Genomic DNA, 16,028 nt, shown 5'->3' on the forward strand with positions numbered 1-16,028 from the left:
CATCATTTTCTGGAGGGGTTTATGACTGTTTCAACCACCAAGTCCATTCCCAAAATCGGCCGCGGTGCGCGCAAGAGCCTGTCCACCGACCCGACCCGGCTGGTGAGTTTTGCGCCGATGTTCGACGGTGCCAGCATGCCGCTGGTGTGCCGCCCGGCAGTGCCTGGTGTGAGCCTGGTGGAGTGGGCGACGGAGAATCGCGCCCTGATCGAAAGCAAGCTGCTTGATCACGCGGTGATTCTGTTCCGTGGCTTCCAGGTGGCCGACATCGCCGAATTCAACCGCTGTGTGGCGGCGATTTCCGACGGCGCCCTGGAGTACCTGTTCCGCGCCTCGCCACGGACCCAGATCACCGGTCAGTTCAAGATCTACAGCTCCACCGATTACCCGGCGGCGGAGAAAATCTTCCCGCACAACGAGCATTCCTATTCGCCGGTGTTCCCGCGTCACCTGTACTTCTACTGCGACACACCCTCGACCACCGGCGGCGAAACCCCGTTCGGCGACACCCGCGAAATCCTCGCGCGGATCGACCCGGCCGTGCGCGAGGAGTTTCAGCGTAAACGCATCATGTACGTGCGTAACTACGGCGACGGCATGGGGCTGCCATGGCAGACCGTGTTCCAGAGCGAAGATCGCGGCGAAGTCGAAGCCTACTGCGCCAGGATCGGCATTCAGGCCGAGTGGAAGTCCGGCAATCGCCTGCGCACCCGGCAAAACGGCCCGGCCATCGTGCGCCATCCGCTGACGGGCGAGCGCATCTGGTTCAACCACGGCACCTTCTTCAACGCGCTGACCCTGCCGGACAGCATCCGCGACAACCTGCTGCGTGAATTCGGCCCGCTGGACCTGCCGCAAAACACCTTCTTCGGCGACGGCTCGGCCATCCCCGACGACGTGATCCGCCACCTGCAAGGCATCTACCGCGACGTGATGGTCGAGTTCGCCTGGGAGAAGGGCGACGTGGTCCTGCTGGACAACATCCTCAGCGTGCATGCGCGCAACGAATTCACTGGCTACAGAAAAATCCTCACGGCCATGGCCATCGCGCAGAAAAGCGCCGACCTGGATCAGGAATAAGGACCCTCGACATGAACACCACCGCCCTCGAACCTTCGGTAGACGTTTTCCAGACTTCGGCTCAGCAGGCCTTTTATTTGCGCGCTCAGGAACTGGGCGGACAGCCGCTGTTCGCCGCCCTGACCGTGCCGGTCGCCCAGGCTGTGGAGGCGCAGGCATTGCGTGCGGCACTGGATGAACTGGGCCTGCGCCATGAAACCCTGCGCACGGTCTATCGCCGTTTGCCGGGGATGAAATGGCCGGTACAGAGCTTGTGCGATGAGTTGCCGGTCGCGTTGTTGGGGCGCGTGTCTTCGCTGGATGAGGCGCTGAGTCGCAGCCGCGAAACCCTGGCTGAGGCGTCGGATCGGGTGCTGGTGGTGGCGTCAGTGGAAACCACGGACGGTCAGCATTTCGTCACCTTGCTGGCGCTGGCCAGCAGTCTCGATGAAGCATCGCTGCGGGTGCTGTCGGCGGAGCTGGCGAGCCTGTTGCGCGGCGAAACACTGGCCGACAATCAGGAAGACTTGCAGTACCTGGATTACACCGCGTGGCAGGAAGAACTGCGCGAAGAAGACATCGGCCATCAAGGCGCCGCGTTCTGGCGCAACCTGCAACAGCAGTTCGCACTGGCCCATCATCTGCCTTTCGAAAAGGCTGTTGAAGTGACGCTGGCTCGCCATCAGGCGACGCTCGACGACGGGGCATGGCTGGCTGATGTGCAACGGATGGCCGACGCCCAGGGCGTCGAAGCGCAGCGCGTGGCGTTGTTGTTGTGGAGCGCGTTTGTGGCACGCATCGGCAATCAGGAAAAGGTGCTGATGGGCTGGGAAGTGGCGGGGCGCAACGAGCAGACAGAAGCGACCCTCGGGCGTTTCGCCCGTCGTTTGCCAGTGGCGTTCGATCACCGCAGCCACGAAACCCTGGCGCAAGCGCTGGCCTCGTTTGCTGGCAACGTCGAGCAATCGCTGTCCTGGCTCGACTGCCTCAACGAGTTTGAACTGAGCGCTGAAGTCGCAACGCCGCTGCGTTATGGCCTGGTGTATCAGGCCGATGCCGACGTGAACATTGAAGTGGACGACGCCAACCCGGAAGTCCTGCGCCTGCGGATTCAAGGCGAACAGTTGCAGCTGTCATGCCTGGCCGACGCGGTGCCCGAGTCGATGCTGGCGGCCTGGCTGGAACAGTTTGTCGAATTCAGCCGCCAGTTGCTGACCTCGCCCGAGCTGACCCTGGGCCAGGCCACTCAGGTCAACGCGGTGCAACTGACCCGCTTGATCGAAGACTTCAACTCGCTGGCCGCCGAGCAGGCACTGCCGCATCGCTACCTGCAAGACCTGTTCACCGAACAGGCACGCCTGCATCCGCAGCGCATCGCCGTCAGCGTCAATGGCCAACGCCTGAGTTACGCCGAACTGGATGCACGCTCCAACCAGGTCGCCAATACCCTGCGCGCCCAAGGCGTGGCGCCGGATGAAATCGTCGCGGTCTACGGACAGCGTTCGCTGGAAATCGTTATTGCGCTGCTGGGCACACTCAAGGCCGGCGCCGCTTACCTGCCGCTCGATCCCAACTACCCGATCGAGCGTCTGGCGTTCATGTTGCAAGACGCCGCTGCGCGTCAGGTGTTGGCCTGTCAGCCGCTGCCGGAAGCGTTGCACGGCGAGCGGGTGATTTCGCTGATGGCGCAGGCCGAGGTCTGGTCCGCATCGCAGGAACAGCCAGCCCCGCTGGGCGACAGTGCCAATCTGGCCTACGTCATTTACACCTCCGGCTCCACCGGCAAGCCCAAGGGTGTGATGATCAGTCACGCCAATGCGGTGGCCTCGACCCTCGCACGCAGCGCGTTCTATCGTCAGCCGTTACGCGCGTTCCTGATGCTCTCGTCGTTCTCCTTCGACAGCTCGGTGGCCGGGGTTTTCTGGGCGTTGGGGCAGGGCGCGACCCTGTGCCTGCCGGACGAAGACAGCTACAAGGACCCGGCGCTGCTGGCGGCGCTGATCCAGCGTGAGGAGGTTTCCCACTACCTGACCTTGCCGTCTTACCACGCACAGATTCTGGAGCACCTCGACAGCCATGCCCTGGCGTGCGTGATCGTGGCCGGCGAAGCGTGCAGCAACGCCCTGGTCGCACGACATCGCGAGGCCTTGCCGCAAGTGGCACTGGTCAACGAATACGGCCCGACCGAAGGCACGGTCTGGTGCTCGGCGTGGGAACTGCCGCTCGGTCAGGACGACGACACCATCCCGATTGGCCAGCCGATTCCGGGGATGCGCATTCACGTGCTGGGCCCGGACCTGATGCCGGTGGCCGTGGGCGTCGAAGGTGAGCTGTATGTCGGCGGCGCCGGCATTGCCCGAGGCTACCTCAAGCGTGCCACGCTGACCGCCGAACGTTTTGTGCCCGATCTGTTTGCGAAGCAGGCCGGTCAACGCCTGTACCGCACCGGCGACCTCGCACGCTACCGCGCCGATGGTGTGCTGGAGTACCTCGGCCGGGTCGATCATCAAGTGAAAATCCGTGGCTTCCGCATCGAACTGGGCGAGATCGAATCCGCCATGCGCAGCGCCCCCGGCATCGAAGACGCCGCCGTCATCGCCCGTGAAACGCCGACCGGTCCGCAACTGCTGGGCTTCGTGATTTCCCCGGCCGACACCGCCGACATCCGCCTCAACGAATTGCGCAGCCACCTCAGCGAAGCGTTGCCGGAGCACATGCAACCTGCACGCTTGCAGGGGCTGGAACGTTTCCCGCTGATGCCCAACGGCAAACTCAACCGCCAGGCCTTGCTCGACCTCGACGTGCGCCGCAGTGCCTTCGTCGCCCCGCGCACCGATCTGGAAAAAGTCCTGGCGGCGATCTGGGCCGAAGCGCTGCACGTGGAGCGGGTTGGCGTGCACGACAGCTTCTTCGAACTCGGCGGGCACTCGCTGTTGGCAACGCGGATTCGTGCGCGGATTCAGGAAGAACTGAACCTGGCGATCCCGCTGAAGCTGTTCTTCGAGGGCGACACCCTGGAGCGCCTGGCGGCGGAAATCGAGCAGTTCCGTCAGCACAGTGAACACAAAGAAAACGATGTAGACGCGCTGGAAGCGTTGTTCGACGAAGTGGATGAGGAACACACGCGATGAGTGCTGCACCGGACAGAATGATGACCCTGGCCCAGCGTTTCTGCGGCTTGAGCCTGGACGCGCGGCGTGCCTTGCAAGAAAAGATGCACGCGCAAGGCCTGACCCTTGAGCTGCTGCCGATCCCGCCAAGGGACCCGGCGGTCGACACGCTGCCGGCGTCGTACGCGCAGCAGCGCTTGTGGTTTTTGTGGCAGATGCAGCCGCAGGCGACCGCGTACAACCTGACCGGTGCCTTTCGCCTGAGCGGTGAGCTGAACCGCGCCGCGCTGGCGCAAACCCTCGCTGCGCTGGTGCAGCGTCATGAAGTGCTGCGCACCACCTTCGTGTTCGATGAGCAGCAGGTGCTGCAAAAAATCCACCCGCGGATGGACGCGCCGCTGGTCGAGGCAAACGCCGCCGACGAGGCCGAACTGCATCGTCAGGTCGGCCTCAACGCTGAGCAGCCATTCGATTTGCAGCACGGTCCGTTGATGCGCTGCCGGTTGATCCGCCTCGACGCGCAGCAGCATGTGCTGGTGCTGACGTTCCATCACATCGTCACCGACGGCGGGTCGCTGCCGATTCTGTTGCAGGAATTCACCCAGCTCTACGCGCAACTGAGCGCCGGACAAGCGCCGCAGCTGCCGGCGTTGGGCATTCAATACGCCGATTTCGCCCGTTGGCAGCGCCTGTGGCTGGAGGCCGGTGAGGCCGAGCACCAGCTTGCTTACTGGCGTGAACAACTGGGCCGCGAGCACCCGCCACTGAACCTGCCGGCCGACCGTCGTCGCCCGGCGATCCCGAGCCAGCAGGGCGCCAGCGTCGAGCTGAACGTGCCGGCGGCCCTGCCGTCGGCTCTGAAAGATCTCGCCCGTCGCGAAGGCTGCACGCTGTTCATGGTGCTGATGGCCTCGTTGCAAACCCTGTTGCATCGCTACAGCGGCGAACGGGACATTCGCGTCGGCGTGCCGATTGCCAACCGTACCCGTCAGGACGTGGAAAACCTGCTGGGCTTTTTCGTCAACACCCAGGTGCTGCGTACCCAACCCCATGCCGACCAGCCATTTTTGCAGTTGCTGGCCGAGGTCAAGACGGCGGCACTGGGCGCGCAGGCGCATCAGGATTTGCCTTTTGAACAGTTGGTCGATGGGCTCGATGTCGAACGCAGCCTGAGCCACACGCCGTTGTTCCAGGTGATGTTCAACCACCAGCGCGATGCCGGCGGCGAACAGCGCTGGGACTTGCCGGGCCTGAGCGTCGAGCCGCTGATCTGGGATGAAAAGACCACCAAGTTTGAGCTGATGCTCGACACCGTGGAGAGCGACGACGGCATCCACGCCTCGTTCGTGTATGCCACCGAATTGTTCGACGCTTCGACCATCGAGCGTCTCGGCCAGCATTGGCTGAACCTGTTGCAGGCGATTTGCGCCGATGGCTCGGTCGCCTTGGCCGACCTGAACATGCTCGCCGCAACCGAGCAGCACGCCACGTTGCTGGACTGGAACCGCAGCGCCGCTTCGCAGGCCACGAACACGCTGTGCGCGCATCAACTGATCGAAGCCCAGGCCGCCGCGCACCCGCACAACATCGCGGTGACCTGCGACGGCGCGACCCTCAGCTACGCGCAACTGAACCAACAGGCCAACCGCATCGCCCAGCGTCTGCGCGAACGCGGCGTCGGGCCGGATGTGTTGGTGGGTATCGCGCTGGAGCGGTCGCTGGAAATGATCGTCAGCGTGCTGGCGATCCTCAAGGCCGGTGGCGCCTACGTGCCGCTGGACCCGGAATACCCGCAGGATCGTCTGGCCTACATGCTGGCCGACAGCGGCACGCGCTTGCTGCTGACCGATTCCGCGCTGCTGCCGCGTTTGCCGTTGTCCGAAGGCATCGAAGTGATTTGCCTCGACCACGCCAGTGACTGGCTGAATGAGGCGTCCGTCGAGAACCTGCCGAACCTGACCTGCCCGGAAAACCTGGCGTACGTCATCTACACCTCCGGCTCCACCGGCAAACCCAAAGGCACCTTGTTGCCGCACAGCAACCTGACCCGTTTGTTCAGCGCCACCGAACACTGGTTCGGTTTCAACGCGGACGATGTCTGGAGCCTGTTCCATTCCTACGCCTTCGACTTCTCGGTATGGGAAATCTTTGGCGCTTTGTTCTACGGCGGCAAGCTGGTGGTGGTGCCGCACGCCATCAGCCGTTCCCCGGAAGAGTTTGCTCGCCTGCTGTGCGATGAACAGGTCACGGTGCTCAACCAGACCCCGTCGGCGTTCCGTCAGTTGATGCCGTTTGCCTGCGCCAATGCCCAGGGCATGGCCCTGCGTTATGTGGTGTTCGGCGGCGAGGCGCTGGACGTCGCGAGCCTGCGTCCGTGGTACGACGCGTTCGCCGAGCAGCAGCCGTTGCTGATCAACATGTACGGCATCACCGAAACCACGGTGCACGTGACGTATCGGCCGTTGTCCCGCGCCGACCTCGACGGTGCCAACAGCTCGCCACTGGGCGAGCCGATTGCCGACCTGCGCTGGTACGTGCTCGACCCACGCCTGAACCCGGTGGCCAAGGGCTGCGTCGGCGAGCTGTACGTCGGCGGCGCAGGTCTGGCGCGGGGTTATCACCAGCGCGCCGATCTGACCGCCACGCGGTTTGTCCCGGACCTGTTCGCCGCCGAGGCGGGTGCACGCCTGTATCGCACCGGCGATCTGGCGCGCTATTGCGCCGATGGCAGCATCGAGTACGCCGGTCGTATCGACCATCAAGTGAAGATTCGTGGCTTCCGCATTGAACTGGGGGAAATTCAGGACCGCCTGCAAAGTCACCCGGCCATTGAACAGGCGCTGGTGCTGGCGCCCGAGATCAATGGCAGTCAGCAACTGGTCGCCTGGTTCACCGTCACCCAGGACGTCGCCGATTTGCGTCAGTCGCTGCGTGAACATTTGCAGGCCGGTCTGCCGGATTACATGGTGCCGGCGCATTTGCTCAAGCTTGATCAGTGGCCGCTGACCAGCAACGGCAAGCTCGACCGCAACGCGTTGCCCAAGCCTGATGCTGCGCTGGCGCAGCAGGTTTACACGGCACCGGTGGACGACCTGCAAGCCGAGTTGGCGGCGATCTGGCAAGACGTGCTCAAGCTGGAGCGTGTGGGGATCGACGACAACTTCTTCGAACTGGGCGGCGATTCGATCATCTCGATTCAGGTGGTCAGCCGTGCGCGTCAGGCCGGCATTCGCATCACCCCGCGTGACCTGTTTCAACACCAGACCGTGCAGAGTCTGGCGAAGGTCGCACAGCGCAGTGCCGGTCTGGTCATCGATCAGGGGCCGGTGCGCGGCGACGTGCTGCTGACACCGATCCAGCACTGGTTTTTCGAGCAGGCCATCGAGGCCCGGGACCACTGGAACCAATCGGTACTGCTGGAACTTCGCGAGCCGCTGGACAGCGCGTGCCTGCAACAGGCATTGGCCGTGTTGCTGGAACATCACGACGCGTTGCGTCTGCGTTTGCATCAGGTGAATGGCGTGTGGCAACAGGCTCAGGCCGAGCACTGGAACAGCGCCGAATTGCTGTGGCAGCGTCAGGCTGCGAACGCCGACGAATTGCTTGAGCACTGCAACGCCGCACAGGCCAGCCTGAATTTGCATGACGGCCCATTGTTGCGTGCCTTGCTGGTGGACATGGGTGCGGCCGGTCAGCGCTTGCTGCTGGTGGTGCATCATTTGGCGGTGGACGGTGTGTCCTGGCGTCTGTTGCTCGAAGATTTGCAAACGGCCTACGACCAGGCGCGTCAGGCTCAACCTGTGCGCCTGCCGGCCAAATCCAGCGCCTATCAAGCGTGGGCGGCGCGTTTGCAAACCCATGCGCAAAGTCCCGAACTGGCGAGTCAGGCCGCTTACTGGCAGCGCCAATACCACGATGTGGTGGTGGACCTGCCCGCCGATAATCCCCAAGGCAGCCTCGCCAGCCAACACGCCGTGAGCGTGGAAACCGTGCTCGACAGCACCTTCACTCGCCAACTGCTGCAAGATGCCCCGGCGGCTTACCGCACGCAGGTCAACGACCTGTTGCTGACGGCGTTGGCGCGGGTGCTGGGGGACTGGACCGGCCAGCCTTCGACCCTGGTCAAACTGGAGGGGCATGGTCGTGAAGACCTGTTCGACGACATCGACCTGACTCGCACCGTGGGCTGGTTCACCTCGATTTTCCCGGTCAAGTTGACCCCGGCCAGCGATTTGGCCGGGAGCATCAAGGCGGTCAAGGAACAGCTGCGCGCCGTGCCGGACAAAGGCATCGGTTTCGGCATCCTGCGGTATCTGGCGCAGGCCGGTCTTGAGGATCTGCCGCAACCGCAAATCACCTTCAACTACATGGGCCAGTTCGATGCCAGCTTCGATGAGCAGGCACCGTGGCGCCCGGCCCGTGAAAGCGGTGGCGCCGAGCAGGGCGCTTCGGCCGCGCTGGACCGTGGCCTGAGCATTAACGGTCAGGTCTACGCCGGGCAACTGCGCCTGAGCTGGACCTTCAGCCGCGACGTGTTTGCCGAGCACACCGTGCAGCGCCTGGCCGAGGCCTACGCTGGCGAACTGCAACAGCTGATCGAACACTGCCTGAGCGGTGCCGGTGGCCTGACACCGAGTGACGTGCCGCTGGTCCGCGTCGATCAGGCGCAACTCGATGCACTGCCGCTGGCGGCGCGTGAGATCGAAAACATCTTCCCGCTGTCGCCGATGCAGGAAGGCATGTTGTTCCACAGCCTGTTCGCCCCGGATGCCGGTGCCTACATCCCGCAAATGCGCGTGGACGTGCAGGGCATTGACGTCGATGCGTTCCGCAGCGCCTGGCAACAGACGCTGGAAAACCATGAAGTGTTGCGCGCCGCGTTCTTCAGCGAGAGCCATGGCTCGCAGCCGCTGCAAGTGATTCTGGCCAACGCCACGTTGCCGGTGACCATGCTCGACTGGCGCAATGAAGCGGATCAGGCACACGCCCTGGAACGTCTGGCCGAAGAGGATCGCCTACGCGGTTTCGACCTGACAGCCGCGCCGTTGCTGCGCCTGACCCTGGTGCAGACCGCGAACGACACCCATCACCTGATTTTCACCAACCACCACATTCTGCTGGACGGCTGGAGCACCTCGCAGCTGTTCGGCGAAGTGTTGCAGCGTTACTCCGGCGTGATGCCGGTGGCGAGCGGCGGTCGTTATCGCGATTACATGACGTGGCTGGGCGGGCGTGATCGCGCTGCGTGCGAAGCGTTCTGGCTGGAGCAGTTGCAGGCGTTCAACGAGCCGACCCGTTTGGCCGGCGCGATGCCGGGACCGGTCGCAGGGCAAGGTGACGGTCATTGCACCGTTCACCTGAGCCTGGACCGGGCGGCCAGCGAACGCCTGAGCGGGTTTGCCCGTCAGGCCCGCGTGACACCGAACACCTTGCTGCAAGCGGCGTGGCTGTTGCTGTTGCAGCGCTACACCGGCCAACGCACCGTCGCGTTCGGCGCCACGGTGTCGGGGCGTCCAAGCGAGTTGCAGGGCATAGAGCAGCAAGTCGGCCTGTTCATCAACACCTTGCCGGTGATCGCCACGCCACATCCCGAGCGCACGGTCAGCCAATGGGTGGACGAGGTGCAGGCGCTCAATCTCAAATTGCGCGATGTCGAATACACGCCGCTGGCGGATGTGCAGCGTTGGGCCGGGCATTCCGGCGAGGCATTGTTCGACACGCTGCTGGTGTTCGAAAACTACCCGGTCGCCGAGGCGCTGGAGGGCGGTAATCCGAGTGCGCTGAAGTTCTCCGGCATCAGCAATCACGATCAGACCAGTTTCCCGCTGGCCATCGCCGCCGAGCTGGGCGAGTGCCTGGACCTGCGTTTCAATTACGACACTGCGCTGTTTACCGCCGAGGCCATCGACGGCCTGAGCAAGCGTCTGGTGGCGTTGCTCGATGCCATGGTCCGTGAGCCGCAACAAGCCTTGGGTCGCCTGAGCCTGCTCGACGCCGCGCAGACCGCACAGCAAGTGCAAGGCTTCAACGACACCGCCGTGACCTGGCCCGACGTGCGCCCGGTCCACCTGTGCTTCGAAGCCCAGGTGCTGAAAACCCCGGACGCCCAGGCGTTGGTGTTTGCCGGGCAGAGCCTGACGTATCGCCAACTCAACCAGCAGGCCAACCGACTGGCGCACTACCTGCGCGCCCAAGGGGTCGGCGCCGAAGTGCTGGTGGGGATTGCCGCCGAGCGTTCGCTGGAACTGGTGATCGGTTTGCTCGCGATCATGAAGGCCGGTGGCGCCTACGTGCCGCTGGACCCGGATTACCCGCGCGAGCGCCTGGAACACATGTTCGAGGACAGCGGCGTGCACGTGTTGTTGACCCAGCATCATCTGCTGGCGCAATTGCCGATTCCGGCCGGGACCACGGCGATCTGCCTGGACGACAGCGCTCAGCTGGTCGAAGGCTTGAGCGACGAAAACCTGCCGTGCGTGGTCGAGTTGCAATCGCTGGCCTACATGATTTACACCTCCGGCTCCACCGGTAAACCGAAGGGCGCGGCCAACCGTCACGATGCGTTGTTCAACCGCATCGAGTGGATGCAGGGCGCGTACCCGCTGGACGGTCGCGACACCGTGCTGCAAAAGACACCGTTCAGTTTTGACGTGTCCGTGTGGGAGTTCTTCTGGCCGCTGATGGTCGGTGCGCGCCTTGCGGTGGCCGAACCGGGCGCCCATCGCGACCCGGCGCAGCTGGTGCGTTTGATCGAGCAGTATCAGGTCAGCACCCTGCATTTCGTGCCGTCGATGTTGCAGGCATTTGTTCAGGGCGAGGGCTTTGAACGCTGCGCCAGCCTGCGGCAGATCATGTGCAGCGGTGAAGCGTTGTCGGCGGATTTGCAGAACAGCCTGTTCCGCGTGCTGCCCGGCGTTGGGTTGTACAACCTGTACGGGCCGACCGAAGCAGCCATCGACGTGACCCACTGGACGTGCGTCGATGACGGCTCGATCAGCGTGCCGATCGGTTACCCGATTGCCAACCTGGTGACCTACATTCTCGACGACAGCCTGCAACCGCAAGTGGCGGGCTGCGTCGGTGAGCTGTACTTGGGCGGTATCGGTCTGGCGCGGGGTTACCATCGCCGTCCAGACCTGACGGCCGAGCGTTTTGTCGCCAGCCCGTTCGGCGCACAGGGCGAGCGGCTGTATCGCACCGGCGACCTGGCGCGTTATCGCGATGACGGCGTGATCGAATACGTCGGCCGCATCGACCATCAAGTGAAGATCCGTGGCTTGCGCATCGAACTGGGTGAAATCGAAGCCTGCCTGCTGGAACATCCACAGGTGCGCGAGGCGGTGGTGATCGCGCTGGATGTCGGTAAATCCAAGCAACTGGTGGCTTACGTGGTCGGTCAGTCGTTGGGGCTCGACGGGCTGAAGCAGCACCTGCGCAACGCGCTGCCCGAGCACATGCAACCGAGCCATGTGATGTTGCTGGAGCAACTGCCGGTGACGCCGAACGGCAAGCTCGATCGCCGCGCCTTGCCACAACCCGATCAGCAGGTTGGTGAATACATCGCGCCGCGCAATGCCGTGGAGGCGACGCTGCAAGAGGTCTGGCAGGCGCTGTTCGAAGTGCCGGTCGGGATTCAGGACAACTTCTTCGAGCTGGGCGGCGACTCCATCGTGTCGATCCAGGCGGTCAGCCGCGCGCGCAAGGCCGGCCTGAGCATTTCGCCGAAGCACGTGTTCAGTCACCCGACCATCGCCGAACTGGCGACCGTCGCCCAGGCTGTGGAAGCCGAGGAAGCCGCGCCGGTAGTGGCTGCACCGGCGCTGAAGATCGAACTGAACGAAGCGCAATATCAGGCGCTGGCATTGACGGCAGACGAGGTGGACGACGTTTATCCACTGTCGCCGATGCAGCAGGGCATGCTGTTCCACTCGGTGCAGGACGGCGACTCGGGGCTGTACGTCAATCAGATCGAAGTGGGTGTGCGTGGCGTTGACGGTCCGCGTTTCCGCGAGGCCTGGGCCGATGCCGCGCAGCGTCACGCGATCCTGCGCACCGCGTTCCTGTGGGAGGGCGACAAGGAGCCGCTGCAAGTGGTGTTGCGCAACGCTCCGGCGCTGCTGACCGAGCTGGACTGGCGCGGTCTGGATAACCAGGTCGAGCGTGTGCGCCAATTGGCCAGCGATGAACGTGAACGTGGCTTCTCGCTGAACCGTGCGCCGTTGTTGCGCCTGCTGCTGGTGCGTCTGGAAGACGACCGTTATCGCCTGATCTGGACCTACCACCACATCCTCATGGACGGCTGGAGTGTGTCGCGCCTGATCGGTGAAGTGCTGCGTCATTACAGTGGCGACGCGCAGGAACCGGTGGCCGCGTATCGCGATTACATCGACTGGCTCGGCCAGCAAGTCGCCGAGGCCAGCGAAGCGTTCTGGAAAGACAAACTCAACGCCCTCGAAGGCGCCACACACCTGGCCCGCGCATTGCCGGTGAAGGCGCCGCAAGCGGGTTATCACGCAATCTATACGCACCTGAATGCGCAGCAGACCGCACGTTTGCAGGCGTTTGCCCAGCAACAGCAAGTCACGCTCAACACCCTGGTGCAAGCCGCGTGGCTGCTGCTGTTGCAGCGTTATACCGGCCAGCGCACGGTGACGTTCGGCGCCACGGTGTCGGGCCGACCGGAAACCCTCAACGGTTCGGAGAACATGCTCGGGCTGTTCATCAACACCTTGCCGGTGGTCAACAGCGTGCCGACCGAGGCGAGCGTCGGTGACTGGCTGCGCGAGATCCAGGCCTACAACCTCGACATCCGCGACTTCCAACAGACTCCGCTCAGCGATATTCAACGCTGGGCCGGGCAGGGCGGGCAGTCGCTGTTCGACAGCATCATCGTTTTCGAAAACCAGCCGGTGGACCGCACGTTGCGCGAGTGGAACGGCGATTCCCTGCGTTTCGAAGATGTCTCCGACTTCGGCCTGACCAGCTTTGCGATGGACTTGATGGTCAGCCTCGATGAAGGGCTGCGCATCGAGTACATGCACCAGCGCGATCAGTTCGACCTCGCCACCGTTGAAGTGCTGCGCAGCCACATGGAAAGCCTGATGCAGCGTCTGTGCGACAACGCCGGGCGCGCCGTGGGCGAGATCGGTTTGCTGACGCTGGACCAAGGCCGGCAACTGGACGGCGAGCTGCCGACGCTGGCCGAAGACCACGAGCGGCCGGTGCACGAGCTGATCCGTGAGCGAGCGCGGCTGCAACCGGAGCACACCGCATTGGTGCTCAGCTACGCCGACCGCGATGCCGAACACTTGAGTTATGCCGAGCTGGATCGTCGTTCCGACGCACTCGCGGTGCACCTGCTGGAGCAGGGCGTGCAGGCCGAAGACGTGATCGGCGTGTTCATGGAGCGCTCGCTGGAACTGGTGGTTTCGCTGCTGGCGGTGATGAAGTGCGGCGCCGCGTACGTGCCGCTGGACCCGCAATACCCGCAGGAACGCCTGCGCTACATGATGGCCGACAGCGACATGCGTTTGCTGCTGACCCAGGAGCGTTTGCGTGACACGGCGCAACTCAATCCGGGCACGCCGATGGTCGCCGTGGATCACTTGAACCTCGACGTCGAGGTGACGGCACCGCAAAACAACGTACACGCCGAGCAACTGGCCTACCTGATTTACACCTCGGGCTCGACCGGTAAACCGAAAAGCGTCGCCGTGGCCCACGGGCCGTTGAGCATGCACGTGCAGGCGATCGCCGAGCTGTACGAAATGGACCCGACCAACCGTGAACTGCATTTCATGTCGTTCGCCTTCGACGGTGCCCATGAACGCTGGATCACCGCGCTGATCAGCGGTTCGACCCTGGTGGTGCGTGACAACACCTTGTGGACCGCCGAACAGACCCTGGCGGTGTTGCATCGCCAGCGGATCACCGTCGCCTGCTTCCCGCCGGCGTACTTGCTGCAACTGGCCGAACACGCCGAGTTGCAGGGCGGCAACCCACCGCCGGTGCGCATCTATTGCTTCGGTGGCGATGCGGTGCCGGACGCCACGTTCGAACGGGTCAAGCACACGCTCAAACCGCAATACCTGGTGAACGGTTACGGCCCGACGGAAACCGTGGTTACGCCGCTGCTGTGGAAAATCGCTGCCGACGGTCACTGCGAGGCGATGTATGCGCCGATTGGCCGCCGCGTCGGCACCCGCAGCCTGCATGTGCTGGACATGGACCTCAATCCGTTGCCGGTGGGCATGGTCGGCGAACTGTACATCGGTGGCCGTGGCGTTGCGCGCGGCTACCACCGTCACCCGTGGCAAACCGCCGAGCGTTTTGTTGCCGACCCGTTCAGCCGCGACGGTGGTCGTCTGTACCGCACTGGTGACCTGGTGCGCCGCCGCGAGGATGGCGTATTCGATTACGTGGGGCGCATCGACCATCAGGTCAAAGTGCGCGGCTTCCGCATCGAACTGGGCGAAATCGAAGCTCGTCTGCGCGAGCAAGTCGGGGTCAATGACGCGCTGGTGGTGGTGCGTGACGGCGGGCAGGGGCCGCAACTGATTGGCTATGTGGTCGCGGCTGAAGACGACGGCCTGGGCCTGCGTTGCCAGGCGGCCCTGCGTGAAAGCCTGCCGGATTACATGGTGCCGACGCAGGTCGTGGTGTTGCCGCGTTTCCCGCTGACACCGAACGGCAAGCTCGACCGCAAGGCCTTGCCCGACCCGACCTTCGAGGGCCGCGACTACGTGGCCCCGCGCACGCCGCTGGAGTGGGCGCTGGCCGAGATCTGGCAGCAAGTGCTGGGCGTCGACAAAGTCGGCATCACCGACAACTTCTTCGAGTTGGGCGGCGACTCGCTGCGCACCCTCAAAGTGATCTCGAAGGTGCGGGCGCTGAATCAGCCGGACTTCCAGTTGAAACTGCGCGACATGATGGCCAAACCGACCATCGCCGGGTTGTCCGGTGTCGATGAGCAACCGCTCAAACAGAGCCCGGAACCGCTGCTGCTGTTGAACCAGCCGGTGGACGATCAACCGGCGCTGTTCTGCCTGCACGCCGGGTTCGGCACGGTGTTCGACTACGAACCGCTGGCCCGTCGACTGGAAGGCCAGCGCACGGTGTACGGCGTGCAATGCCGCATGCTGCTCGACCGCCAGTGGCACGACACTTCGCTGCAGCAAATGGCTGCGGACTACGTCGAGGCGATCCGCCGCAAGCAACCGCAAGGCCCGTATCACTTGCTGGGCTGGTCGTTGGGCGGGGCGCTGGCGTTGATGGTCGGCGACCTGCTTGAACAGCAGGACCAGCGTGTGGCATTCGTCGGCCTGGTGGACAGCTTTGTGCCGACCCAGGCCAACGCCGTCGCCAGTGTTGATGAGTGGCGCACGGACTTGAGTGAGTTCCTCGGCGCGACCCTGAGCATGGACAGTGAGATTGTCGCCCGGGCATTGAGTGTCGAAACGACGGGTGATCAGGATGCAGTCGCACGGATCGTTCGCACGGTGATCGACACCGAAGGCGAGCAGGCCAGCGGTTACGCATTGCTGGGGGCCGATGAGTTGGCGCAGACGTTCATGGTCAGCACGCGCTTGAAGGCGCTGTCGCGGCAGGTCGAGACCTTGCCGCTGCCGCGCGCCGAGCTGTGCTGCTGGTGGGCCGATGGCAACCCGACGGCCGAACGCGCGACGCTGGAGCGTCAGCAACCACGGCTGCGCAAAGTGCAAACCGTCGCCGCCAGCCACTTCGATATCCTGCAACGGGATGAATGCCTGAGTGCCGTGGTGACGGCACTTGGTCGCGAGGTGGTGGCGCAGGACTAAGGTATTACCGCGCCAAAACAAGCTCGCCCTAATGAACGGCCCT

3 protein-coding genes are annotated in these 16,028 nt (G+C 63.9%); all 3 read left to right on the forward strand.

Annotated elements, in window-relative coordinates:
- Positions 1–21 precede the first annotated feature (21 nt).
- From KGB27_RS09080 to KGB27_RS09090, 3 genes are read left to right on the forward strand one after another with little or no spacing between them, the layout of a single operon-like run.
- Complete coding sequence (locus KGB27_RS09080; protein ID WP_223554076.1) at positions 22–1,080, forward strand: TauD/TfdA family dioxygenase; 1,059 nt, start codon at positions 22–24, stop codon at positions 1,078–1,080.
- Between the two features lie 11 nt (positions 1,081–1,091).
- Positions 1,092–4,190, forward strand: a complete 3,099-nt coding sequence (locus KGB27_RS09085; RefSeq protein ID WP_223554078.1) for a non-ribosomal peptide synthetase — start codon at positions 1,092–1,094, stop codon at positions 4,188–4,190.
- Positions 4,187–15,985 (forward strand): amino acid adenylation domain-containing protein, encoded by an 11,799-nt coding sequence (locus tag KGB27_RS09090; protein WP_223554080.1) that lies wholly within the window; start codon positions 4,187–4,189, stop codon positions 15,983–15,985. Before KGB27_RS09085 ends, KGB27_RS09090 begins: the two co-directional genes overlap by 4 nt.
- Positions 15,986–16,028 lie beyond the last annotated feature (43 nt).

Origin of the sequence: Pseudomonas sp. BF-R-01 (assembly GCF_019946615.1) — a bacterium.
Classification (GTDB): domain Bacteria; phylum Pseudomonadota; class Gammaproteobacteria; order Pseudomonadales; family Pseudomonadaceae; genus Aquipseudomonas; species Aquipseudomonas migulae.

What these genes read in the sequence shown, in the direction of transcription:
- KGB27_RS09090 (WP_223554080.1), top strand. Translation starts at nt 4,187, where the DNA reads ATGAGTGCTGCACCGGACAGAATGATGACCCTGGCCCAGCGTTTCTGC.
- KGB27_RS09080 (WP_223554076.1), top strand. Translation starts at nt 22, where the DNA reads ATGACTGTTTCAACCACCAAGTCCATTCCCAAAATCGGCCGCGGTGCG.
- KGB27_RS09085 (WP_223554078.1), top strand. Translation starts at nt 1,092, where the DNA reads ATGAACACCACCGCCCTCGAACCTTCGGTAGACGTTTTCCAGACTTCG.